Source organism: Erwinia sp. 2186 (assembly GCF_057812255.1).
The window spans coordinates 1,114,782-1,139,485 of record NZ_CM173824.1 but is presented as its reverse complement, the minus strand read 5'-3'; the positions used below and the strand labels follow the sequence as shown (position 1 = coordinate 1,139,485).

Sequence of the window (24,704 nt, the reverse complement as noted above, 5' to 3'; positions counted from 1 at the left end):
TTTCTCAGGGGTAGCACATGATTCTGACACGCAAACGTTTCCTTACCGGTGCCATTGCCGCATTGGGCCTGCTGGTTTTGCCACAGTTACAGGCGAGAGACCTCTCGTCGCTGACCTTCGCCACCGAAGGCGCCTTCCCTCCGTACAACCAGACCACGCCATCGGGTGAAATTGTCGGCTTCGAACCCGACATGATCAAAGAGATCGCTAAGCGCGCGGGCTTTAACTACAAAATCGTCGCCCAGAGCTGGGGCGGCATGATCCCAGGCCTGCTGGACGGTAAATATGATGCGATCGTCGATGCGGTGTCGATCACCCCTAAGCGTCAGGAAACCATTAACTTCACCAGCCCGTACATCAACGGCGGCTCGGGCTTTGTCACCACCAAAGACAGCAGCATCCCCAACCTGCCCGGCACCGGCACCCGCATTTCACTGACCGATGATGCCGCCAGCAAACCGGCCATCGACAGCATCGCTAAGCTGGTGAAAGGCAAAACGATTGGTGTGCAGGTAGCCACCATTCAGGCTGACTTCCTGAAAAAATACTTTGGTGATATCGCCACTATTCGTACCTATCCTGGCGGCAAAGATACCTTCTTCGACCTCGATGCCGGCCGCGTGGATATGGTGATGGCGGCGGTTCCTAACCTGACGGCCTACGTGAAGCGTTCAAACGGCAATGGCGCACTGACCGGATACACCTTCCAGAATGGCGTACTGGGATCGGGTTCGGCGATCGGCATGCGTAAAGACGACACGGAACTGCAGGCGAAACTGAACACCGCTATCGATTCAATGGTGAAAGACGGCACGATGAAGGCGCTGATCGTCAAATGGTTTGGCATGGATTTATCGCCACAATAATGACCGGAGTTCCTGATGGGTATTGACTGGCAACTTCTGAGTTTTGGCCCCGACGGATGGGGCCCCGTGCTGCTGAAAGCCGCTGGCGTGACGGTATCCGTGTCGCTCTGCGCTTTTTTGCTGGGATCGGTAATTGGCAGCCTGGTGGCCTGGGCGAAGATTGGCGGCAATCGCTGGATGCGGCGACTGGCGGAAGGCTATACCGTGGTGTTACGCGGTATTCCTGACCTGATCGTCATCTATATCTTCTACTTTGGCGGTCGTCAGGTGCTGGCCTTCTTTGGTCACGCACTGGGCATGCAGGGGCCGTTTGATATCAGCGGCTTTGTCGCGGGCGCGCTGGCGATCGGGTTGATTTCGGGTGCCGGACAGGCTGAAGTGTTCCGTGGCTCTTATCACAGCATCCCCAAAGGCACGCTGGAAGCCGCCACGGTGGTCGGCATGGGAAAATGGCTGATGTTCCGGCGGGTGATCGTCCCGCAGGCGCTGACCACCGCCATCCCCGGACTGGGCAATCAGTGGCAGTCGGCAATTAAAGAGTCGGCGCTGGTGTCGGTGACCGGCCTGGTCGAAACCATGAATCAGGTGCAGGTGGCTTCCGGCTCGACGCAGATGCCCTTCTTCTTCTTTGCCGTTGGCGCAGTGATTTATTTGCTGATCACCACCGTCTCTGAGTTTGTGATCCGTCAGGCTGAGAAATGGTCTTTGCGCGGTCAGAATTACCACCAGCTTTAAGGGCACGGGCATGGACATCACCTTTATACACGAGACCTTTCTGAAACTGTTAGCCGGCCTGCCGCTGACCTTAAACCTGGCGGTGCTGTCGCTGTTGGGTGGCGGTTTGCTGGCGCTGACTCTCAACTTACTGCGCGCCACGCGTGCGGGCAGTTATGTCGCACGCAGCTACGTTTTTCTGTTCCGCGGCACGCCGTTGCTGATTCAGATTTTTATGATCTATTACGGCCTGGGCAATATCAGCGCCATTCGCCACAGCTTTCTCTGGCCGTTCCTGCGCGATCCTTACTGGTGCGGGCTGCTGGCCCTGATCCTCAATGACGCGGCCTACACCTCTGAAATTCTCAGAGGCGGCATTCGCGCCGTGCCGGCTGGGGCTATTGAAGCCGCGAGGGTGTGCGGCATGTCAACATTCACCATCCTCAAGCGGATCACGCTGCCAATTGCCGTCCGTCAGGCCTTACCGGCCTACAGTAATGAAGTGATTTCGATGGCCAAGTCGACGTCGCTGGTCAGCACCATCAGCCTGATGGACGTCACCGGGATTGCCAACGCCGAGGTCTCATCCACCTACCGGGCGCTGGAAGTGTTTATCAGTGCGGCGGTGATTTACCTCGCCATCTCGCTGATCGTCACCAAGGGTCTCTCCCTGTTTGAGAAATATCTTTCACCCGATAAGTTCGGAGCCAGAGCATGAGCACACCCACGCTGACACTGCGTAATATAAAGAAGAGTTTTGACCAGCATGAAGTGCTGCATGATGTCAGCCTGACCGCCAACGACGGCGATGTGATTTCGCTGATTGGCGCCAGCGGCTCGGGCAAAAGTACCCTGCTGCGCTGCATTCCTTTTCTGGAAGTGCCCCAGGGCGGCGAAATTCAGGTCGCCAACGAAAAAATAACCCTGACCGGTAGCGACGGCATGCTGACCACCGCGCAACAAACTGCGGTGCGCAATATCCGTCAGCAGCTCGGTTTTGTTTTCCAGAGCTTCAATCTGTGGCCGCACCGCACCGTGCTGCAAAACATCATTGAAGCGCCGGTGCATGTGCAAAAGCGCAATAAAAAGGAGTGCATCGAAGAAGCGGAAGCGCTGCTGGAAAAGGTCGGGCTGTCGGCGAAGAGGGATGCCTGGCCTGCTCACCTTTCTGGCGGTCAGCAACAGCGTATTGCCATTGCCCGCGCGCTGGCGCAGCACCCGAAAGCGATCCTGTTCGATGAGCCGACGTCAGCCCTCGATCCCGAGCTGGTCGGTGACGTATTAAAAGTGATCCGCGACCTGGCTGAAGAAGGCCGCACCATGATTATCGTCACCCACGAAATGGGCTTTGCCCGTGAAGTGTCGAATAAGGCGATCTTTCTTCATCAGGGTCGGGTTGAAGAAGAAGGCCCGCCAGAGCAGGTCTTTTCCAACCCGAACTCCGACCGCTGCCGGGCCTTTGTCAGCAGCCATTTCCAGCGCAACTTTTAAGGTTTCGTCATGGATAAACAGGATCCCATCGTACGCAAGAGTTTGCAGGATAACGCCATCGACTGGCTTCGACGGGAGATTGTCCATGGCCGCTTGCAGCCCGGCGAAGTGCTGACCGAGATTGCGCTGGCGCAGCAGATGGGCGTGGGTCGCGGTACCGTTCGCTCGGCGCTGTTTGCGCTGGAAGCGCAGGAACTGGTGGTACGTTCACCTTATCTCAGCTGTCATGTGGCACCGTTAAACGCCGAAATCATCTGGGAAATCTACACGCTGCGGGAAGCGCTGGAATGTCTGGCGGCCAGAATTTACGTCAGCCGCCGCACGCCGCTAAGCCGTCAGAAACTGAACCAGGCTTTTGACGGCCTGGCAAAGGCGGAGAAGGGTGATATGGACAGCCGCGTCGAGGCCGATCTTCGCTACCATCGCACGCTGGTGGACGCGACGAGTCACGGGCATCTCAACCGCAGGCACAAGCAGTTACAGGATAAAATGGAGTGGCTGTATCGCTGGTCAGAAGGCCACTGGCCGCAGCGTGAGCCGCTGGTCAGTGGGCATCAGGCACTGCATGATGCGCTGATTACCGGCGATGAGGATCGGGCTGAAGCGATGACCCGCCAGCATATCCGCTCCTCGCTGGAAGAAGACCTGCAGGGGTTTGCAGGCCTTTCCTCAGACACGCAGCGCTAAGGTTTAGCGCGCGTCCTTCACCGCCAGACCCAGTTGCCACACCGCCATCGCATAATGATTGCTGTGGTTATAGCGGGTGATGGCATAGAAGTTTGGCAAGCCGAACCAGTACTGGTAGCTGGTGCCCATATCAAAGCGCAACAGGCTGACCTGCTGATTGCCGTCCAGCTTCAGCTGCGGACGGAAGCCGCCAGCGGCCAGCGACGAGACGGAATAACGGGTTTTGAAGCCGGTTTCCCAGGTGGTGTCGGGACCGGTCGCCGGCACGGCCACGGTGCCATTTTTCACCCAGCCATGGGCGTTAAAGTAGTGCGCCACGCTGCCGATGGCATCCACCGGATCCCACAGGTTGATGTGCCCATCGCCATTGAAATCGACGGCATAGCTTTTAAAGGAGGACGGCATAAACTGGCCATAACCCATCGCACCGGCGTAAGAGCCGCGCAGATCCAGCGGGTCATCACCCTCTTCCCTTGCCATCAGCAGGAAGGTTTCCAGCTCCGCACTAAAGAAGTCGGCCCGACGCGGATAGTTAAACGCCAGCGTTGAGAGCGCATCGATAATGCGGGTTTTGCCCATCACGCGGCCCCAGCGGGTTTCGACGCCAATAATGCCGACGATAATTTCCGGCGGCACCCCGTAGGTTTGATACGCACGCTGCAACGCATCCTGATACTGGTTCCAGAACATCACGCCGTTTTGCACGTTGGACGGGGTAATAAACTTGGCCCGGTAGCGGATCCACGCGCCGTTTGGCCCGGTCGGTCCCTGCGAAATCGGCGCCTGGCGATCCATCAGGCGGATAACCCAGTTCAGGTTATTGGCCTGCGCCAGCACATCATGCAGCTGCTGACGCTGGAAACCGTGTTCGCGCACCATTTTATCGATAAAGCGCTCGGTGGCCGGATTGTTGGCAAAATCGCCCATCAGTGGCGTGGTGTTGTGCGCGGGGTCCAGCTTGAAGCCGCCGCCAAAGGGATTGCCCTGCGGTTCAACGTTCTGTGGTGGTTTATGGCTACTACAGGCGGTCAGTAACAGCAGTGCAGGAAGAAGTGTGGCCAGAGAACGCATTGAATATCCATAAGTGCGATGCGAAAATGTAACGCTATGGTAAAGCATTGGCTGGCGAGAAGAAAAGCAGATGTTATGTAAAGAAAGGGCAACCAGCGGCTGCCCGGAGCGTGCGGAATATTCAGATAAGACCCGTCAGGCTTTCGCCCGCTGGCGCACGGCATACACCAGCACCACGGCGAAGCACAGCAGAGGCAGGCTGTAGGCGGTAGCGGTGCTGTAGCGATCGGCCATCGCGCCCATCAGATACGGCATAATCGCGCCACCGACAATTGCCATAATCATCAGCGAACTGGCGCGTTTAGTCTGTTTGCCCATGTTTTTCACCCCCATCGCGAACAGCGTCGGGAACATGATCGACATAAAGAAGAACACTGCCACCAGCGCAATCACCGACAGCGTTTCAATCCCCGACACCACGATGGCGCACAGCACAATGTTGATGGCGGCATACGCCACCAGCAGCGTCGCCGGACGAACGCGTCCCATCAGCCAGGTGCTGAAGAAGCGGCCAATCATAAAGCTGACCATCCCCACCGACAGCAGGTAAGAGGCGTTCTGGTTAGAGAGGTTCGCCCAGTGCTCGGTAACGTAGTTAATAAAGAAGGCACCGACGCCCACCTGCGCGGCGACATAAAAGAACTGAGCAATCACCCCGCCGGTAAAGTGGCCATGCTGCCACAGGCTTTTTTCATCGCCGCTGCTCTGCTCTTCTTCCTGCGCGCGAATGTCCGGCAGACGGGTGCGGCCAAAGACAAAGGCAATCACCAGCACTAACGCCGCAATCGCCACGTAGGTGGTTTTCACTGACGCCAGGCCATCGGTGGTGGTGCCCTGCGTGGCAGAGAAGAACAGCGATCCGCCGATCACCGGGCCAACAAACTGCCCCAGGCCATTAAACGATTGTGACAGATTCAGGCGACGTTCCGCGCCAGCCGGATCGCCCAGCACCGTGGCGTAAGGGTTGGCCGCCGTTTCCAGACAGCCTAACCCCAGCGCGATGACAAACAGCGCCAGCAGGAACATCTCAAAACTGCCGGCTGAAGCGGCAGGAACAAACAGCAGCGCACCCAGCGCATACAGGCACAGCCCCACCAGCACACCGGCCTTGTAACCGAAGCGATCCATAAAGAATCCCGCCGGTAACGCCACCACAAAATACGCGCCGAAGTAGGCCGCCTGCAGCAGGCCCGACTGGGCTTTGTTGACGTGCAGCACCTCCTGGAAATGCTTATTCAGCACGTCGAGCAAGCCGTAGGAGAGTCCCCACATAAAAAACAGGACGGTGACCATAATAAAGGCCAGCCGATAGCTGGTTGCCGCTTGTCGCTCGCGATAAGCCGGCGCAGTCGTTTTATTGACTAACATGTTTCGTTCCTCGGTAGCTGTGGCCAGTACAGCGAAAAACACCGGCAGTGAAGAGATGAGGGCCAGAAGAGAACCCGTTGATTAACTTAGTTCTGCTCCTGCAGAGAGAAGATCCGTTCCATCGCCACCCATTTTTCTCCGGCGGGCGTCCAGGGGGTTGGCCGCTGATAAGTCCACATCAGCGCCTCCCACTCCCTGACTTTCGCATCCTGCTCACTAAACTGTGCGAACCGCTCGGCGTCGAAGTCTGGCGTGGTTTCCATCACCATCACCAGCCGGGTGCCCAGCAGATAAATTTCCATATCGGCGATGCCATAGCGCCGCAGATGTTGTGTAATCTCCGGCCAGATCTGCTGGTGATACTGGCGATATTCCGCAATCAGCTGCGGATCGTCAGCCAGGTCCAGCGCCTGGCAGTAACGTCGGTTCCCGGTCATGTCAGCGCCCTGTCCAGATGGGAATAGCCGCCGTCCACCGTCAGCCATTGCCCTGTGGTGTGCGAGGCACGCGACGACAGCAAAAAGACCACGGTGTCGGCGATTTCCTGCGGCGTGGTCATCCGCTTGCCAAGCGGAATATGGCGGGTAATTTGCTTCAGCTTTTCCTCCGGCTGGTCGAAGCTCTTGATCCAGCGTTCGTACAGCGGCGTCATCACCTCTGCCGGGATAACCGCATTGACGCGGATCCCGTCACTGAGCAATGAGGCGGCCCATTCCCGCGTCAGCGCCAGCACGCCGCCTTTTGCCGAGGCATAGCCGCTGGTGTTTCCCTGTCCGGTCAGCGCGGTCTTCGAGCTGATATTGACGATGGCGCCCTGGCTGGCTCGCAGATGATCCAGACACAAATGCGCCATCAGGTAGTAATGGATCAGGTTCTTTTCCAGCGAGCGCACAAAGGCTTCCCGTCCGGCTTCCAGACCCACGCTGTCATTGACGCCGGCGTTATTCACCAGCCCGTCAATGCGGCCACATTGTTGAGTGACGCGTTCCACCGCCTGAATGCAGCTGGATTCCTCCTGTAATTCCGCCAGCACGAAAAACGCCTCTGGCTGATGCTGGTGAAGCCGTTGCATCAGCTCAGCGGACGGTTCGCTGTTGCTGACAATCACCGGGATCGCCCCTTCTTCGGCCAGCGTCAGCGAGATGGCCGCACCAATGCCGGAGCCGCCGCCGGTCACGATCACCACTTTGTTTTGCAGATGAAGATTCATACTTCAACGTCCTCTATTCGATAGATTCGGCAGGCATTGCCGCCTGAAATGGCGTCCTGCTCGCTGGCCGATAACGGCGCGATGGCGCGCTGAATAAGCTGCCAGGCATCGGCATACTCGCCCGCCAGCAGACACACTGGCCAGTCTGAGCCGGCCAGTACTCTGTCAGGGCCAAACGCCTCGAGTGCCGCATCAATAAACGGCAGCAGATCGTCAATGGCATAGCCCGCCGGGCGGGGCTCGGTCAGCAGGCCGGACAGTTTGCAGCTGACATGCGGTAACGCTGCCAGCGGGGCGATCTGCCTGGCCCAGCTTTTGGCACCGGCCGCCAGGTCCGGTTTACCCAGGTGATCCAGCACCATCAGATGACCATCGTGACGGGCCGCAAACGCCGTCGCCTCGGCCAGATGTCGGTGTGTGACCAGCAGATCCCAGACGTACTCTTTGCGCTGCAGCTGCTGCATCGCCAACTGTACCGACGGCTGTGCCATCCAACCCGCCGGATCGGCTTCGTCCTGAATCAGATGGCGGAAGCCGCGCAGTACCACACGATGTTCACATTCCGCCAGTTGAGGTGTGAGATCGCCCTGCTGAAGATCGATCCAACCGACCACCGCCTTCACCTCGGGGGAACGCCCGGCCAGATCCAGCAACCCGCGCGTCTCCTGCAGGCTTTGCCGGGCCTGCACCAGCACGCTGCCGTCAATGCCCTGTGCCGACAACTCAGGCGCCAGCTGGCGTGGCAGGAAATCCTGCTTTAGCCGCGCCATCCCGTCACCGATCCAGCCATACTCCTGCGGCTGGTAGCGCCAGAAGTGCTGGTGCGCATCAATCCGCAGCGTCATCAGGCCGGTTCCAGCGCGCGAAAGCGGTATTGTTCAATCGAGGCCGGGTACATTTCGATCGAGAATCCGGGATGTTCTGGCGGCATATAGGCCGCTCCTTTGATCACACAGGGATGAACAAAGTGCTCGTGCAGATGATCGACAAACTCAATCACCCGGCCTTCGTGGGTGCCGGCAATGCACAGATAGTCGATCATCGACAGATGCTGGACGTATTCGCACAGCCCAACGCCGCCGGCATGCGGACACACCGGCAGATCGTATTTCGCCGCCATCAGCATCACCGCGAGGATCTCGTTGACGCCACCCATCCGGCAGGCATCGATCTGCACCACATCGATCGCCCCGCGCATGATGAACTGTTTGAACATAATGCGGTTCTGGCACATTTCGCCGGTGGCCACTTTGACCGGCGCGATGCCTTCCCGAATACGGCGATGGCCTTCGATGTCGTCCGGGCTGGTCGGCTCTTCGATAAACCACGGATTGGCAAACGCCAGCTTGTTCACCCAGGGAATGGCTTCATTGGTTTCCCACACCTGGTTCGCGTCGATCATCAGTTTGCGGTCCGGGCCGATCACTTCGCGGGCGATGGTCACCCGGCGAATGTCATCTTCCAGATCGCGCCCGACCTTCAGCTTCAGGTAATCAAAGCCGGCATCCACCGCTTCCTGACACAGGCGACGCAGCTTATCATCGGGATAGCCCAGCCAGCCGGCTGACGTGGTGTAGCAGGGATAGCCTTCAGCCAGCAGCGTTTGCAGTCGCTGATCTTTGTTGTCCGCCCGCTGACGCAGCAGCGCCAGCGCTTCCTCCGACGTGATGCAGTCGGTGATGTAGCGGAAATCCACACAGCGCACCAGCTCTTCCGGCGACATCTCTGCCACCAGCCGCCACAGCGGTTTACCTTCGGCCTTACTCCACAAATCCCACACCGCGTTGATCACCGCGCCGGTGGCCAGGTGGATCGCGCCTTTGTCCGGGCCAATCCAGCGCAGCTGGCTGTCGCTGGTAAAGGATCGCCAGAACGCGCCCATATCTGCGGCGATGGTGGCCAGATCGCGCCCGACCACCAGATGCTGCAGCGCATGGATTGCGGCGCAGCAAATTTCATTTCCCCGGCCAATGGTAAAGGTCAGCCCGTGGCCGCTCAGTGACGGGGTGTCGGTCTCTAAAATCACGTACGCGGCGGAATAGTCCGGGTCCGGGTTCATCGCGTCCGATCCATCCAGTGACAACGAGGTCGGGAAGCGGATATCTTCAACGCGCAGGGCAGTAATCGTGGTCATAAATGCGTCCTTTACTGAACCGGCCTAAGCCTGAATGGTTGTCTGGCGCTGTTCACCCAGCCCCTCAATACCAAGGCGGATCTGCTGGCCGGCACGCAGGTAGACCGGCGGTTTCTGCCCCATTCCCACTCCCGGCGGCGTGCCGGTAGAAATCACATCGCCCGGCTGCAGGCTCATAAAGCGGCTCAGGTAGCTGATGATTTCGGGCACCTTAAAAATCATGGTGTTGGTATTGCCGTTCTGATAGCGCTTGCCGTCCACTTCCAGCCACATGCTGAGCTGGTTGGCATCGGGGATTTCATCGGTGGTCACCAGCCAGGGTCCTAGCGGGCCGAAGGTATCGCAGCCTTTGCCTTTGTCCCAGGTGCCGCCACGCTCAATCTGGAATTCGCGTTCGGAAACGTCGTTAATTACGCAGTAGCCTGCGACGTGGGACAGCGCATCGACTTCACTGATGTAGCGACCGCCTTTGCCAATCACCACGCCCAGCTCCACTTCCCAGTCGGTTTTTACCGAGTCGCGCGGGATCTCAATCGCATCGTTCGGACCGACAATGGCGCTGGTCCATTTGCTGAAGATCACCGGCTCGTTGGGAATTTCCGCCCCGGTTTCCGCCGCATGGTCGGCGTAGTTAAGGCCGATGCAGATAAATTTGCCGACATTGCCAACGCAGGCACCGATGCGCGGCGTGCCAGCCACTTTCGGCAGCGCGTCGACATTCAGCTGGCGCAGCTTGTCCAGTGAAGCGGGCGACAAGGCGCTGCCGGCCAGATCGTCAATCACGTCGGAGAGATCGCGCAGGTTGCCCTGGGGATCAACCAGTGCCGGACGCTCTGCGCCTGGCTGACCGTAACGTAATAATTTCATCCTTCCTCCTGTCAAAAATAGGGCGGCGATCAGTTGCTCCAGCCGCCATCAATAATGTGGATCGCGCCGGTGGTGTAGGCGCTGGCATCCGAGGCCAGATACAGCGCCAGCTGGGCGATCTCTTCGGTTTTGCCAATGCGCCCTATCGGCTGGCGCGAGACAAACGCCTGATAAACGTCGGCTTCGCTGCGCCCTTCGGCTTTAGCCTGTTCAGCAATGCGCTGCCGCAGCGACGGCGATTCCACCGTGCCCGGACAAATGGCATTACAGCGAATACCGCGGCCGACATAATCCGCCGCCACCGACCGCGTCAGTCCAATCACCGCCGCTTTCGAGGCGCTGTAGGCAAAACGGTTTGGCACGCCCTTCACGCTGGACGCGACGGAAGACATATTGATAATCGAGCCCTTTTGCTGCGCCAGCATGCCGGGCAAAAACGCCCGCACGGTGTGGAACATGGCGGTCACGTTCAGGTCGAGGGCAAACTGCCACTGCTGTTCCGTGCAGCTGAGGATATCGCCGCTGTGCACCACGCCAGCGCAGTTAAACAGCACATCGATGCTGCCAAGTTCTTCCGCCAGCGCGTGAATGGCCTGCGCATCGGTCACGTCCAGCACCCTGCCGGTGACGCCGGGCAGTTCCTGCAGGCGGGCAATATTGATATCGGTGGCGATCACCTCTGCGCCCGAATCGGCAAACAGTTGCGCGGTATTAAAGCCAATTCCCTGCCCTGCGGCGGTGATCAGCACTTTCTTACCCTGAAGATCCATAACGGTTCCCGTTGATTAAAGGACTAATGGTCAGGCCATTAACGGTGAAAAAAAACGTTTTAAGCGGTGCCCTTTTGCTATGATTCAGGGCATATTCAGCCGTAAAACGCGCTATTTATTTAACCAATTTTTCACATGTTAAAAACATTCCAGCAAGCCGTATTTCTGCAAAATGCTGGCTGAATCGCTTAACTGAAAAACTGCCTGGTGAGCCATGCCGATAAAAAAATTAGAAAATCCAAGAATTTACCGCCAGATTGCCGATCAGCTGAAACAGCTTATTGCCAGCGGTGAATTTCCGCCTGGCAGCAAGCTTCCCGCCGAGCGCGATCTTGCCAGTCAGCTGCAGGTCAGCCGCGCGTCGGTGCGGGAAGCGTTAATCGCGTTAGAAGTGATTGGCCTCGTGGATGTGCGCGTCGGCAACGGAGTCATTGTTTGCCATCCCGGCACCGTCGCGTCGGAAGAGCCGGTGATGATGCAGGCTGGCCGCGATCAGTGGGCCGATGTGGATGATGAACTGGATATCCAGCTGGATTTCAGCGCCGAACTGCCGCCGTTTTCGCTGCTGCAAACCCGCCGGTTGATTGAACCTGAAACCGCCGCACTGGCCGCACGCCATGCGTCAGAAGACGAACTTGCGTTGATTGAGCAGGCTTATGAGCAGAACTGCCGCGATAACCGGCAAGGCTCGGCGACGCATCCCGGCGATCGGCTGTTTCATATCCGCATTGCGCAGGCCAGCGGCAATCCGGCCTATGCCTTTATCATCGCCCATCTGTTAGGACACCGTTACGGCAGCATGTTCCGCAGCCTGCAACAGCATTACACCCCGCAGGATATGCCGCATCGCTCTGAAACCGAACATCTGGCGATCCTGCAAGCCCTGCGCGCGCGCGATCCGCGTGCAGCGAAAAAAGCGATGAAGGATCATCTGGATGCGGTGATTGAAATTTTTGGTCGGGGATAAAAAAGGCCAGGGGATTAGCCCTGGCCTTGCAATACTCCGCTCGCTAAAAAGTTAACGGCGGTTACGCACAATCTGATAGCGGCGGGTGAGATACTCGACCGGCGCGCTCCAGATATGCACCAGGCGGCAGAACGGGAACAGCAGGAACAGCGTCATCCCCAGCACCATATGCAGGCGGAAAATCACCGCCACGCCCTCAAGATGCTGAGAAGCCCCGCCGTGGAAGGTCACCACCGCCTGCGCCCAGGCCACCAGCTTCATCATCTCGCTGCCGTCCATATGCTGGGCCGAGAACGGGATGGTCAGTAATCCCAGACAAACCTGCACCACCAGCAACGTCAGGATCAGGATATCGCCCAGGCTGCTGGTGGCCCGCACGCGGGGATTGGTCAGACGACGCTTCAGCAACAGCCCGCCGCCCACCAGCGTTAACAGCCCGCAAATGCCGCCGGCGATCATCGCCAGCTTCTGCTTAACGTCAATCGGCAGGAACGCTTGGTACATCCAGTGCGGCGTTAACATGCCGACAATATGGCCAAAGAAGATGCCCATAATGCCGATATGGAACAGGTTCGAGGCCAGACGCATGCCTTTTTTATCCAGCATCTGGCTGGAGCCTGCACGCCAGCTGTACTGGCCATAATCGTAGCGTAACCAGCTGCCGATCAGGAAAACCGCGCCGGCAATATAGGGATAGATGTCGAAAAAGAACTGCGATAAATAGTGCATGATTAGTGTCCTGAGGAACGTGGCGTGGCCTGCGCCACGTCCAGATACTGAGGCTTGACCGCGCCAGCAAAGCGACGCTGATGCGTGGCCTGTTGCGCAGAGGCGCAGCCCTGCTCGCCGAGGAACTTCACCTGCTCCTCTTCCCACACCGCATCCAGCGCGGCTGGCGTATCATCGCGGGCTTCGCTTGCCACCTGGCTTTGCAGGGCGTCGGCCTGCACACCGCTGCCGGACAGCGACAGCAGCGCGTCAAATAACCGCGCATACGGGCTTTCGCGCTGCTGAAGACGTGCCGCCAGCAGCGCCAGAATCGGCGCGATATCCTGTAATCCGCCGCGTGCCCGCTGCACTGAACCATTGCCCAGATACTCCAGGTACAGCGGCAGGTAGTCCGGCAGCTCTTTGCAATCCAGCTCCAGACCGTCGGCACGATACTGATCCAGCAGATCGACCATCGCCTGACCACGATCGCGGGATTCGCCGTGCACATGTTCGAACAGCAGTAGCGAAGTAGCGCGGCCACGATCGAACAGCTCGCAGTACTCCGCCTGCACGTCCAGCAGCGGACGGGCGCAGAAGTCGTGGATAAACTGCACCAGCGGCGCACGGCTATCCGCATCCAGCTCAGCCGCGCTTTGCAGCGCGTCCACCAGCTCGGCAGCGTGATCGAACAGCGCCTGTTCCGGGTAATCCATCAGTCGGCCAATAACACGTAAGCTGATCATGACCGATCCTCCTGCGGTGGCGTTTTGCGGCCCACATCTATCGCATCAATGCGGCGGCTGTTAAACAAATTGAACTTGCTGTCGCTGCCGTGGCAACCGTCGCCAAAGCTAAAGCCACAGCCTTTGCTTTCCGGGAAGGCTTCACGCGCCAGCTCACGGTGGCTGGAGGGCACCACGAAACGGTCTTCGTAGTTGGCGATCGCCAGGTAACGGTACATCTCTTGCGCCTGCGCTTCCGTCAGCCCAACCTGCTCCAGCGCGCGGGTATCCACTTCGCCGTCGACGGTTTCGGCGCGCTTGTAATGACGCATCGCCAGCATCCGCTTCAGCGCCAGCAACACCGGCGCGGTATCCCCCGCCGTCAGCAGGTTCGCCAGGTACTGCACCGGAATACGCAGGCTTTCCACATCCGGCAGCACGCCGCTGTGGCCAAGTTCACCGGCATCAGCAACCGACTGGATCGGCGATAAGGGCGGCACATACCAGACCATCGGTAAGGTGCGGTATTCCGGGTGCAGCGGCAGCGCCAGCTTCCAGTCCATCGCCATTTTCCACACCGGCGACCGTTGCGCGGCCTCAATCACACTGTTTGGGATGCCGTCTGCCAGCGCCTGTTCAATCACCGCCGGATCGTTCGGATCGAGGAAAATATCCAGCTGACGCTGGTAGAGATCCTGCTCGTTCTCCGCTGAGGCCGCCTGTTCGATGCGATCGGCGTCATACAGCAGCACGCCGAGATAACGAATGCGGCCGACGCAGGTTTCTGAACAGACGGTGGGCTGACCCGCTTCAATGCGCGGATAGCAGAAGATGCACTTCTCCGACTTGCCGCTTTTCCAGTTGAAGTAGATTTTTTTGTACGGGCAGCCGGTCAGGCACATCCTCCAGCCGCGGCATTTGTCCTGATCGATCAGCACGATGCCGTCTTCGCCGCGCTTGTAAATGGCGCCGCTGGGACAGGTCGCCACGCAGGCCGGATTCAGGCAGTGCTCACACAGGCGCGGCAGATACATCATGAAGGTGTTTTCAAACTGGCCGTACATCGCTTTCTGGATGTTATTGAAGTTCTGATCGGCGGAGCGTTTCGAAAATTCGCCGCCGAGGATCTCCTCCCAGTTCGGGCCGTTTTCGATCTTCTTCATCCGCTTGCCGGTGATCAGCGAGCGCGGACGGGCTATCGGCTGATGCTTGCCCGCTGGCGCGGTATGCAAATTCTGATAGTCATAATCAAACGGCTCGTAATAGTCATCCAGCTCCGGCACGTGCGGGTTGGCGAAGATTTTCGACAGCAGCCCGACGCGGCTGCCCATGCGTGGCTCCAGCCTGCCGTTGATTTTACGGATCCAGCCGCCCTTCCACTTCTCCTGATCTTCCCAGGCATGGGGATAGCCCACGCCCGGCTTGCTCTCGACGTTGTTGAACCAGGCATATTCCATGCCTTCACGGCTGGTCCAGACGTTTTTACAGGTCACCGAACAGGTGTGGCATCCGATGCATTTGTCGAGGTTCAGCACCATGCCGACTTGCGAACGAATTTTCATGGCTGTTTCTCCTGCTGGCTGCCCTGGCAATCGTCGGTGCCCTCACCGTCTAACCAGTTAACGTGATTCATTTTTCTCACCACCACGAACTCGTCACGGTTCGAGCCGACGGTGCCGTAATAGTTAAAGCCGTAGGACTGCTGCGCGTAGCCGCCAATCATATGGGTCGGCTTCGGACAGGTCCGCGTGACCGAGTTATGAATGCCTCCGCGCTGGCTGGTGATTTCCGAACCGGGAATATTCACGATGCGCTCCTGGGCGTGGTACATCATGGTCATCCCAGCTGGAATACGTTGGCTGACCACCGCACGGGCCGTCAGCGCGCCGTTGGCGTTGAAGGCTTCAATCCAGTCGTTATCCTCAATGCCCAGCTCGCGGGCATCGTCCTCACTCATCCACACAATCGGCCCGCCGCGCGACAGCGTCAGCATCAACAGGTTGTCGCTGTAGGTGGAGTGAATGCCCCATTTCTGGTGCGGCGTCAGGAAGTTCAGCGCCTTCTCCGGATTGCCGTTAGGCTTCTGGTTGAGGAACGGCTTCGCGGCACGGGTATCGATTGGCGGACGGTACACCAGCAGGCTTTCGCCGAAGGCACGCATCCACTCATGATCCTGATACAGCTGCTGACGGCCGCTCAGCGTGCGCCAGGGGATCAGCTCATGAACGTTGGTGTAGCAGGCGTTATACGACACATGCTCATCTTCCAGGCCTGACCAGGTCGGGCTGGAGATAATTTTGCGTGGCTGCGCCTGAATATCGCGGAAGCGGATCTTCTCGTCTTCTTTATTCAGCGCCAGATGCGTGTGGTCGCGGCCGGTGATTTTGCTCAGCGCCTGCCAGGCCTTGACGGCCACCTGGCCGTTGGTTTCCGGTGCCAGCGAGAGGATCACTTCCGCTGCATCAATCGCGCTGTCGATATTTGGCCGACCGGCGGCAGGGCCGTCCGCCTTGACGTAGTTAAGCTGCTTCAGGAAGTCGACTTCGGTCTGGGTATTCCAGCTGATGCCTTTGCCGCCGTTGCCCAGCTTATCGAGCAGCGGCCCCAGCGAGGTGAAACGCTCCCAGGTGGCCGGGTAGTCACGTTCTACCGCAATGATGTGCGGCGCGGTTTTGCCTGGGATCAGCGCGCACTGGCCTTTTTTCCAGTCCTTCACCTCAAACGGCTGCGCCAGTTCGGCCGGGGAATCATGCTGCACCGGCAGCGTGACCACATCGGTTTCCACCCCAAGATGGCCGACACACAGCTCTGAGAAGGTTTTGGCGATCCCTTTGTAGATTTCCCAGTCGCTTTTCGACTCCCAGGCCGGATCGACCGCCGCCGAGAGCGGATGAATAAACGGATGCATATCCGAGGTATTCATGTCGTCTTTTTCATACCAGGTGGCGGTCGGCAGCACGATATCGGAATAAAGACAGGTGCTGGACATGCGGAAATCCAGGGTCACCACCAGGTCGAGCTTGCCTTCACCGCCGTTATCCTGCCATTCCACCTCTTCCGGCATCACGCCGCCCTGACGGCCGAGATCTTTGCCCTGAATGCCGTTTTCGGTGCCGAGTAAATATTTCAGCATGTACTCATGCCCTTTACCGGAGGAGCCCAGCAGGTTGGAACGCCAGACGAACAGGTTCCTTGGGAAGTTTTGCGGACTGTCCGGCTGTTCCGCCGCAAAGCGCAACGTGCCCTGCTTCAGGCTGTCGACGGTGTAATCCACCGGCGACATGCCGGCTGCGTCGGCCTTAGCGGCAATGTGCAGCGGATTGACGTTGAGCTGCGGCGCGGACGGCAGCCAGCCCATGCGTTCGGAGCGCACGTTGAAGTCAATCAGGCTGCCGCTGTAACGGCTTTTATCCGCCAGCGGCGACAGCAGCTCTTCGGTGGTGACCGACTCGTAGCGCCACTGGCTGGAGTGGTTATAGAAGAACGAGGTGCTGTTCATATGGCGAGGCGGACGTTGCCAGTCCAGCGCAAAGGCCAGCGGCGTCCAGCCGGTCTGCGGCCGCAGTTTTTCCTGGCCCACGTAGTGCGCCCAGCCGCCACCGCTTTGTCCGACGCAGCCGCAGAACACCAGCATATTGATCAGGCCACGGTAGTTCATGTCCATGTGATACCAGTGGTTCATACCGGCACCGACGATGATCATCGAGCGGCCACGGGTTTTCTCTGCGTTTTCGGCAAACTCACGGGCAATACGGATGATGTTCTGGCGCGACACGCCGGTGATCTGCTCTGCCCATGCCGGGCTGTAGGCGTTGACCTCATCGTAATTCTGCGCGCAGTTGGCATCGCCCAACCCGCGTTCCAGGCCATAGTTGGCCAGGGTCAAATCGTAGACGCTGGTTACCAGCGCTTCGCTGCCGTCGGCTAAGGTCAGGCGCTTCACCGGCAGCTTGTGCAACAGGATCTCTTCCAGCGCGACGCTGTTGAAGTTCTCGCTGGTGATGCCGCCGAAGTACGGGAAGCCCACCTCAACCACCTCGTCATGCTTACCGAGCAGGCTGAGCTGAAGCTCCACCTCCTGCTGGCCTTTGCCTTCACGGGATTCCAGATTCCATTTGCCCTGCTCACCCCAGCGGAAACCAATCGACCCCTGCGGGGCAACCAGCTCGCCGTCCGCCTCATTGATGGCAATGGTTTTCCATTCGGGGTTGTTTTGCTGGCCCAGGCCATCGACCAGATCGCTGGCACGCAGCTGACGGCCGGCGGCATAGAAACCTCCTTCACGCGGCTCAAGCAGCACCAGCATCGGCATATCGCTGTAGCGGCGAACGTAGTCGCGGAAATAGGCCACTTCACGATCGAGGTGGAACTCTTTCAGCATCACGTGGCCCATGGCCAGCGCCATCGCGCTGTCGGTGCCCTGTTTCGGGTTCAGCCACTGATCGCAGAGTTTGGCCACTTCGGCGTAATCCGGCGTGATAGCGACGGTTTTGGTGCCCTTATAACGAACTTCAGTGAAGAAGTGCGCATCCGGCGTGCGGGTCTGAGGCACGTTTGAGCCCCAGGCAATGATGTAGGACGAGTTATACCAGTCAGCCGATTCCGGCACGTCGGTCTGCTCACCCCAGGTCATTGGCGACGCGGGCGGCAGGTCGCAGTACCAGTCGTAGAAACTCAGGCACACGCCGCCAATCAGCGACAGATAACGGGCGCCGGCGGCATAAGAGACCATCGACATCGCCGGGATCGGCGAGAAGCCAACGATGCGATCCGGGCCGAAGGTTTTCGCGGTATAGACGTTCGAGGCGGCAATCAGCTCGTTCACTTCCTGCCAGCTGGAGCGAACAAAACCGCCGCGTCCACGGGCAATCTTATAGCTTTTGGCTTTTTCCGCATCGCTGACGATGGAACCCCAGGCCTCGACCGGATCGCTGTGCTGCAGCTTCGCTTCACGCCAAAGGGCGATCAGCTTTTTGCGCATTAACGGGTATTTCAGGCGGTTGGCGCTGTAAAGATACCAGGAGTAGCTGGCACCACGCGGGCAGCCGCGCGGTTCGTGGTTTGGCAAATCCGGGCGGGTGCGAGGATAGTCGGTCTGCTGGGTTTCCCAGGTGACCAGGCCATTTTTGACGTAAATCTTCCAGCTACAGGAACCGGTGCAGTTCACGCCGTGGGTCGAGCGGACGATTTTATCGTGCTGCCAGCGGCTGCGATAGCCGTCTTCCCAGTCACGGTTGGCGTTGAGGGTCTGGCCATGTTTGCCAGAAAAAGGTTCGGCTAGCTGTTTGAAATAGCGGAACCGGTCAAGAAACTTGCTCATCCGGAATTCTCCTGAAGGCCTGATATTGTTAGGTGTGGAGCGACGACATTGCTTAATCTGCGGGCAGAGTACTGTTGCCCCCGAAGGGGCAGATTGATGGCGATCAACAGAAACAGAGGCTAAACCCGAGGGTTTTAGTCGGAATACCACTAAAGGAGGAGGCGGTGAAAAGCGCGTATTTGTCTGAAATTGTTCCATAAAAATACGCTTCGCATCCCCTTTCCGCTGCCCGTTACGCCTGCCCGGCGCAGAGGGAGTAGTGGCTTGCGGTCCGCCTCGACATTGCCGAAACGGACCGAATAACCGCTAGCCGACTTTCTTACGGCCGTAGACCGCCCAGGTGATCACCACGCAGAGCAGGTAGAAACCGAGGAAGACTTTCATTGCGCCGGCGGGGGATCCGCTCATCGCCAGTGACATGCCAAACATCTGCGGGATAAAGAAGCCGCCTGCGGCACCAATGGCGGAGATAAAGCCCAGCGCTGCGGAGGTTTCGGTTACCGCTTCATGCTGCGCCAGTTCGTCGCTGCCGCCCTGCGCTTTCACCCGCTCAAGGGTATTTTTGCGGAAAATAACCGCGATCATCTGGAAGGTTGACCCGCTGCCCAGACCGGCATTGATAAACAGCACCATAAACACGCTGTAGAAGGCGATAAACGATCCCGGATGGTCGCCCGCAGGCAGCGTCATAAACAGCAGTCCGCTGAAGACGGTCATCACCACAAAATTGATCAGCGTGACGCGCACGCCACCGAATTTATCGGACAGCATGCCGCCGACGGAGCGGGCCAGCGCGCCAAGGAACGGGCCAAAGAAGGCGTACTTGAGGATCACGATGTCCGGGAACTGGGTTTTGGAGAGCATGGCAAAGCCCGCCGAGAAGCCGATAAACGAGCCGAAGGTCGCCAGATACAGCACCGCCATAATCCACAGATGGCCGCGTTTCAGCACCGGCAGCTGCTCACGCAGCGAGGATTTCGAGGAGGCCAAATCGTTCATGCCAAACCAGGCCAACAGGGTGCCAATCACCAGGAACGGTACCCACAGCCAGGCGGCGTTTTCCAGCCAGATCACCTCGCCGGTGGCAGCCACCTGCGAACCTCCGCCAAAGAAACTGAAGATGCCGAAGGAGATGGCCAGCGGGGCGAAGAATTGCATCACGCTGACGCCGAGATTGCCCAGGCCGCCATTAATTCCCAGCGCGCTGCCCTGTTTCGCTTTCGGGAAGAAGAAGCTGATATTGCCCATGCTGGAAGCGAAGTTGGCTCCGGCACAGCCGCACAGCAGGGCGATAATCATAAAGGTGGAGAACGAGGTCTGGGTGTCCTGCACCGCAAACCCGAGCCACAGGCAGGGGACCAGCAGGATGCCGGTACTGAACGCCGTCCAGCGGCGGCCACCAAAAATGGGGATCACAAACGAGTAAGGCACACGCAGCAAAGCGCAGGCCACGGACGGGAGTGCGGTCAGCAAAAACAGTTGTTCGGTGGTGAAGTTAAACCCCACCTTGTTCAGATTGACGGTAATGGCGCTGAACAGCATCCAGACGCAGAACGCCAGCAGCAGGCAGAACACCGAAATCCACAGGTTACGGCTGGCGATGCGTTTGCCGTATTGCTGCCAGAATTCGGCATTTTCAGGCTGCCAGTCCTGAATGACCGTTCCGCCTTTGGTTAAGGGAGTAGAAGGTGTAAGCGACATAGTGTTCTCAGTGACAGGAAGATTTAACGCACATCCTGCTGATCGCTCTGCTGATTCAGGTTGATGCAAATCAACCAGACGACAGGTAGTTACTGCGCGTTTTCAGCGCCAGACTCCAAAAGAGGTAGATGAGGGGGATTAATTAACCTGCTGTAAATCCTCAGCTTTAAAACATTACTGCTACGCTATAATCAATTTCTGAACAGATTTGGAAATTTGGTGTTACCCATTAAGTGGTATAGGGATAATCCCCGGGATACGTAGAATAACGCTCAGGCCCGGCCAGTCTGGCCTGTAACAGCACTGACCCAAAGGACACCACCGTGAAAGAAGAAGCCGCCACCATATTACTGATTGACGATCATCCGATGCTGCGCAACGGGGTGAAGCAGCTGATCGCGCTGGACGAGCGGTTGCAGGTGGTTGCCGAAGCGGGCAACGGCACGCTCGGCGTCGAACTGGCGGGGGAACTGGATCCGGACCTGATCCTGCTGGACTTAAATATGCCGGGCATGAACGGGCTGGATACGCTGGTGCAACTGCGCACCATCGAGCTCTCTGGCCGCATCGTGGTGTTCAGCGTGTCGGATCATGAAGATGACGTGGTGAATGCGCTGAAGCGCGGTGCCGATGGCTATCTGCTAAAGGATATGGAGCCGGAAGAGTTGCTGAAATCGCTGCATCAGGCCGCCGCCGGGCAAATGGTGCTCAGTGAAACGCTGACCAATGTGCTGGTCGCCAGCCTGCGGGAAAACCGCCCTTCCGACGAACGGGACATCGAACAGCTCACCCGCCGCGAGCGCGATATCCTCAAGCTGATCAGCCAGGGCATGACCAATAAAGCCATCGCCCGCAAGCTGTCGATCACCGAAAGCACGGTCAAGGTTCACGTTAAGCATCTGCTGAAAAAGATGAAGCTCAAGTCCCGCGTCGAAGCCGCCGTTTGGGCGTTGCAGAGCGGGCATGAGTGAGCAAGCACTGCCGGCGACTGTCAAAACCCTCAGCTTTCCTTCGCCGGATCCTTATCCGGCAAATCGGGCAACGTCTGTAATCCGTTATTCCTGCGAATGATATTAATAAGCTCCCGTAAGGCTGGATGAACATAGCGACGGCTGCTGTAGTACATGTGAAACGGCTCACCCTGACATGCATGGCTCGGCAGCACGTTGATCAGTGACCCGCTGGCAAGCTCAGCATCGACCCGCGACTCCAGCACATAGGCGAGGCCAATCCCGTCGATGGCGGCGGCGATAGTGGTTGAGGTATCTTTCAAGGTGATAGCACCCGGCACACTCATGCTGTAAACACCGTCAGCCCCATCAAACTCCCAGCGGAAACTGGCGTTATTGCCAAGAAGCAGTTGCAGACAGTTATGTTCTGATAATTCAGCCGGGGTGGTTGGCACGCCATGACGCTTCACATACTCCGGCGAGCCGACCACGATCCAACGCTGCGTATCGGTCAAGGCGACGGCAACCATATCCTCGGGCACCAGATGCCCGTAACGCATGCCGGCATCAAAGCCTTCAGAGGTAATATCGACCGGCCTGTCCTCGACAACCACCGTCAGCCTGACGTCTGGCCACTGTTCGGCAAACGCTTTCAGCGCCGGCACGATTAACTGCGCGGCAGCATCGGCAAAAACATTGAGTCGCAATACGCCGAAACGACTGCGGCCAGGCGCGTTAACGGTATCCAGCGCGGATGAAATGACATCAAAACCCTCGGAGAGCTTCTCAGCCACCTCCAGCCCAAGCGCTGTGGGTGAGACCGAGCGACTGGTCCGGTTCAAAAGCCGTGCATCGAGTCGGGTTTCCACCCGGCGTATGGCATGGCTTATGGCGGAAGAAGAGAGGCCAAGTTCGATGGCGGCAAGCTTGAAACTTCGGCAGCGCAGTACCACCAGGAAGGCCTGCAGATCGGCAAAATCAACACGTTCCATTTTCATGATGAATACCATTAACTGATTCAATGAATAGCATGCATCTTTTAGCATGGGATCTCATGGCCCGTAAACGCTAAGCTCTGTTAAACGTTCCCTACTCAGTTTGAACAATCGGTGCGTAAGCTGTCGGCACCCTCAAAAGGAAGTTTTCATGAAGAACAGAATTCTTGGTAAAACGGGCCAGCGTGTTTCCGAAATCGGTTTTGGCGCCTGGGCCATCGGCGGCACCTGGGGTGAAGTCAGCATGGAAGATGCGAAAGGTGCATTGAATGCGGCGCTGGATGCCGGGATGACGTTTATCGACACCGCTGACGTTTACGGTGATGGCCGTTCCGAAAAAATCATCGCCGAGGTGCTAAATGAACGAGGAGGAGATCGCCCGTTCGTGGCGACCAAACTAGGGCGTCGCCTTTCACCGCATGTGGCATCCGGCTACAGCGAAAAAAATCTTAATGACTTTGTCGATCGTTCCCGAGATAACCTGCAAACCGAGACGCTGGATTTAGTCCAGCTGCACTGCCCTCCAACCGAGATCTATTACACCCCTGAAGTTTTCGCGGTGATGGATGAAATGATTAACTCCGGCAAAATTCGCAGCTACGGGGTTTCTGTCGAAAAAGTCGAAGAAGGCCTGAAGGCGCTTGAATACCCGAATGTGTCTTCCATCCAGCTGATTTACAACATTTTCAGGCAGCGCCCTGCCGAGCTTCTGCTTCATGAGGCCAAACGCCGGGATGTCGCTATCATTGCCCGCGTCCCGCTGGCGTCCGGCGTGCTGACAGGCAAAATGACCGCTGACACCGCGTTCGCAGCCGACGATCACCGCACCTTCAACCGTAATGGCGAGCAGTTTGATAAAGGCGAGACCTTTGCGGGCGTGCCATACGATGTGGCGCTGGATGCCGTGGAAGATATCCGTCGCTTGCTGCCGGGTGACACCAGCATGGCAACATTCGCGCTGCGTTGGATCCTGATGAATGAAAATGTCTCGGTGATCATTCCCGGCTCTAAAAATAAAGCCCAGTCAGAAACCAATGCGCAAGCAAGCGCTCTCGCCGACCTGTCCGACGACACTATGCTGGCGTTGAAAACCCTTTATCAAAACAAAATTGCCCCGTGGGTTCATCAGCGCTGGTAAGCAACTGACGCCTTCCTGAACGGAAGGCTTTCAATGCAGATGATTTTAAGCTGCAAGATTTCTCCTCAGCTGGAGCGGTCGGGCACCGATAGGTTCAATATGCTTAAAGATGCAAAACATGCCGGAGAAGAGTCAAAGCTTCGGCATGTTTAGCCTTGTTCATGTTGGCGAGGTTATGCAGCTTCCAACGTACGGCGGGTAACTGGTCAACCCCGGGCAATCCAAGCAATTGCCAGTCCGGGGAGCCTTTTTTAAACGATATCAAAAAATCACGTTCAGCCCGGGAAAGAGACCTGTTTATACATTCGACAAGATCTTTTCGCACATCCTCAAGCTCATTTAACGTAACATCTACTTCTGCCATATTTCTAAACTCACCTGCGTAAAGCCCGGATATCTCTTTAAAATGTGGCTGAAGTAATTAAGTAATCGGCCGGGGATGGCTGATGATATACACCAGCAAGGCTTTGCGTAGCGACTCTGTCACTCCCTCGTTATCCAGCAAGAACTTAACATCGAACAAATCTCTGGGATGCTGGCGGTCAAGCGCAGCGCAAATTTTGCCCGCATAAAGATCGGCGAAAGCGACTACGGACATTTCTGCAAAGCCGAACTCATCTTCAACGGCTTCACAGACAGGCTGGACATGTGGCTGATAGACGGTTCCCCTCAACACCGGTGAGAGTTCAATTTTGATCAGTATTCCTGCACGCTCAACCAACAGCCGCAAAGCATCATTTTTATCTTCATAGGACTTGCTCACCTTACACTCCGGCAGTGCACTTGTTGCCGCTTGCGCAATAGCGTCCAATGCTATTTTTATCTGCATTAACGATTCTTCGCGCTCCAGCACGGGCAAAAACACCAAATCGATATCTACGGATAAGCGAGGAAGATTGCGTACAAACAGATTTATTGCGGTGCCGCCTTTCAATGCAAAACAGTCATGTCTGGCGATGAAGGGGATCAGTTGAAGTAACAGCTGGACCTGCTTATGGTAAATGCTTTCCCTGTCCATATCG

Annotated in this window: 24 protein-coding genes; 8 read left to right on the top strand and 16 right to left on the bottom strand. The window is 57.6% G+C overall.

Features of this window, described 5'->3' with window-relative positions; all coding sequences use genetic code 11:
- Positions 1-17 precede the first annotated feature (17 nt).
- From ACXKZG_RS05225 to ACXKZG_RS05205, 5 genes are read left to right on the top strand one after another with little or no spacing between them, the layout of a single operon-like run.
- The gene (locus ACXKZG_RS05225; RefSeq protein ID WP_134822609.1) at positions 18-866 is read left to right on the top strand and encodes a transporter substrate-binding domain-containing protein; all 849 of its coding nucleotides are present in this window, start codon (positions 18-20) and stop codon (positions 864-866) included.
- Between the two features lie 15 nt (positions 867-881).
- Entirely contained in the window at positions 882-1,601 is a 720-nt protein-coding gene (locus ACXKZG_RS05220) for an ABC transporter permease (RefSeq protein WP_013203504.1), read from the top strand.
- A gap of 10 nt (positions 1,602-1,611) precedes the next feature.
- Complete coding sequence (locus tag ACXKZG_RS05215; protein ID WP_488875812.1) at positions 1,612-2,298, top strand: ABC transporter permease; 687 nt, start codon at positions 1,612-1,614, stop codon at positions 2,296-2,298.
- A complete protein-coding gene (locus ACXKZG_RS05210) occupies positions 2,295-3,071 on the top strand; it encodes an ABC transporter ATP-binding protein (protein ID WP_488875811.1) in 777 nt (258 codons plus the stop codon). The genes ACXKZG_RS05215 and ACXKZG_RS05210 overlap by 4 nt, the downstream gene beginning before the upstream one ends.
- 9 nt (positions 3,072-3,080) lie before the next feature.
- A complete protein-coding gene (locus tag ACXKZG_RS05205) occupies positions 3,081-3,758 on the top strand; it encodes a GntR family transcriptional regulator (protein WP_105760035.1) in 678 nt (225 codons plus the stop codon).
- 3 nt (positions 3,759-3,761) lie between these two features.
- On the opposite strand, the gene mltB is transcribed toward ACXKZG_RS05205, so the two are convergent.
- The 8 genes from mltB to ACXKZG_RS05165 form a co-directional block, all read right to left on the bottom strand.
- Positions 3,762-4,829: a lytic murein transglycosylase B gene (gene mltB / locus ACXKZG_RS05200; RefSeq protein WP_346567031.1), complete on the bottom strand. Its 1,068-nt coding sequence runs from the start codon at positions 4,827-4,829 to the stop codon at positions 3,762-3,764.
- Between the two features lie 135 nt (positions 4,830-4,964).
- Positions 4,965-6,197, bottom strand: coding sequence for an L-fucose:H+ symporter permease (gene fucP / locus ACXKZG_RS05195; RefSeq protein WP_053143899.1), 1,233 nt, complete (start codon positions 6,195-6,197; stop codon positions 4,965-4,967).
- 86 nt (positions 6,198-6,283) lie between these two features.
- The gene (locus ACXKZG_RS05190) at positions 6,284-6,634 is read right to left on the bottom strand and encodes an L-rhamnose mutarotase (protein WP_013203510.1); all 351 of its coding nucleotides are present in this window, start codon (positions 6,632-6,634) and stop codon (positions 6,284-6,286) included.
- A complete protein-coding gene (locus tag ACXKZG_RS05185) occupies positions 6,631-7,407 on the bottom strand; it encodes an L-fucose dehydrogenase (RefSeq protein ID WP_013203511.1) in 777 nt (258 codons plus the stop codon). The genes ACXKZG_RS05190 and ACXKZG_RS05185 overlap by 4 nt, the downstream gene beginning before the upstream one ends.
- Positions 7,404-8,252, bottom strand: a complete 849-nt coding sequence (locus ACXKZG_RS05180) for an amidohydrolase family protein (protein ID WP_488875810.1) — start codon at positions 8,250-8,252, stop codon at positions 7,404-7,406. Before ACXKZG_RS05180 ends, ACXKZG_RS05185 begins: the two co-directional genes overlap by 4 nt.
- A complete protein-coding gene (locus ACXKZG_RS05175) occupies positions 8,252-9,541 on the bottom strand; it encodes an L-fuconate dehydratase (protein WP_488875809.1) in 1,290 nt (429 codons plus the stop codon). Before ACXKZG_RS05175 ends, ACXKZG_RS05180 begins: the two co-directional genes overlap by 1 nt.
- 24 nt (positions 9,542-9,565) lie before the next feature.
- Positions 9,566-10,408, bottom strand: a complete 843-nt coding sequence (locus ACXKZG_RS05170) for a fumarylacetoacetate hydrolase family protein (RefSeq protein ID WP_488875808.1) — start codon at positions 10,406-10,408, stop codon at positions 9,566-9,568.
- Positions 10,409-10,437: 29 nt separating this feature from the next.
- Positions 10,438-11,178 (bottom strand): SDR family oxidoreductase, encoded by a 741-nt coding sequence (locus tag ACXKZG_RS05165; protein WP_151036718.1) that lies wholly within the window; start codon positions 11,176-11,178, stop codon positions 10,438-10,440.
- Between the two features lie 214 nt (positions 11,179-11,392).
- On the opposite strand from ACXKZG_RS05165, the gene ACXKZG_RS05160 reads away from it, so the two are divergent.
- Positions 11,393-12,145: a FadR/GntR family transcriptional regulator gene (locus ACXKZG_RS05160; protein WP_013203516.1), complete on the top strand. Its 753-nt coding sequence runs from the start codon at positions 11,393-11,395 to the stop codon at positions 12,143-12,145.
- Between the two features lie 51 nt (positions 12,146-12,196).
- Here ACXKZG_RS05160 and narI read toward each other — a convergent pair whose 3' ends face one another.
- The 5 genes from narI to ACXKZG_RS05135 form a co-directional block, all read right to left on the bottom strand.
- Positions 12,197-12,874, bottom strand: a complete 678-nt coding sequence (gene narI, locus ACXKZG_RS05155; protein ID WP_346595679.1) for a respiratory nitrate reductase subunit gamma — start codon at positions 12,872-12,874, stop codon at positions 12,197-12,199.
- Positions 12,875-12,876: 2 nt separating this feature from the next.
- Complete coding sequence (gene narJ / locus ACXKZG_RS05150; RefSeq protein ID WP_455916806.1) at positions 12,877-13,599, bottom strand: nitrate reductase molybdenum cofactor assembly chaperone; 723 nt, start codon at positions 13,597-13,599, stop codon at positions 12,877-12,879.
- Positions 13,596-15,140 (bottom strand): nitrate reductase subunit beta, encoded by a 1,545-nt coding sequence (gene narH, locus ACXKZG_RS05145; RefSeq protein ID WP_013203519.1) that lies wholly within the window; start codon positions 15,138-15,140, stop codon positions 13,596-13,598. Before narH ends, narJ begins: the two co-directional genes overlap by 4 nt.
- Positions 15,137-18,898 carry a nitrate reductase subunit alpha gene (locus ACXKZG_RS05140; RefSeq protein ID WP_488875807.1) on the bottom strand — a complete coding sequence of 1,254 codons (3,762 nt, stop codon included), beginning with the start codon at positions 18,896-18,898 and terminating at the stop codon, positions 15,137-15,139. The genes narH and ACXKZG_RS05140 overlap by 4 nt, the downstream gene beginning before the upstream one ends.
- A 306-nt stretch (positions 18,899-19,204) precedes the next feature.
- Positions 19,205-20,599: a NarK family nitrate/nitrite MFS transporter gene (locus ACXKZG_RS05135; protein ID WP_488875806.1), complete on the bottom strand. Its 1,395-nt coding sequence runs from the start codon at positions 20,597-20,599 to the stop codon at positions 19,205-19,207.
- Positions 20,600-20,967: 368 nt separating this feature from the next.
- Here ACXKZG_RS05135 and narL point away from each other — a divergent pair, with 368 nt between their 5' ends.
- Entirely contained in the window at positions 20,968-21,570 is a 603-nt protein-coding gene (gene narL, locus ACXKZG_RS05130) for a two-component system response regulator NarL (RefSeq protein ID WP_049789667.1), read from the top strand.
- Positions 21,571-21,599: 29 nt separating this feature from the next.
- On the opposite strand, the gene ACXKZG_RS05125 is transcribed toward narL, so the two are convergent.
- Entirely contained in the window at positions 21,600-22,547 is a 948-nt protein-coding gene (locus ACXKZG_RS05125; RefSeq protein WP_197535583.1) for a LysR family transcriptional regulator, read from the bottom strand.
- Positions 22,548-22,695: 148 nt separating this feature from the next.
- Between ACXKZG_RS05125 and ACXKZG_RS05120 the strand changes: the two genes are divergently transcribed.
- Positions 22,696-23,682 carry an aldo/keto reductase gene (locus ACXKZG_RS05120; RefSeq protein ID WP_013203524.1) on the top strand — a complete coding sequence of 329 codons (987 nt, stop codon included), beginning with the start codon at positions 22,696-22,698 and terminating at the stop codon, positions 23,680-23,682.
- A gap of 103 nt (positions 23,683-23,785) precedes the next feature.
- On the opposite strand, the gene ACXKZG_RS05115 is transcribed toward ACXKZG_RS05120, so the two are convergent.
- Positions 23,786-24,046, bottom strand: a complete 261-nt coding sequence (locus ACXKZG_RS05115; protein ID WP_488875805.1) for a hypothetical protein — start codon at positions 24,044-24,046, stop codon at positions 23,786-23,788.
- A 57-nt stretch (positions 24,047-24,103) separates the two neighbouring features.
- Entirely contained in the window at positions 24,104-24,700 is a 597-nt protein-coding gene (locus tag ACXKZG_RS05110) for a nucleotidyl transferase AbiEii/AbiGii toxin family protein (RefSeq protein ID WP_488875804.1), read from the bottom strand.
- Positions 24,701-24,704 lie beyond the last annotated feature (4 nt).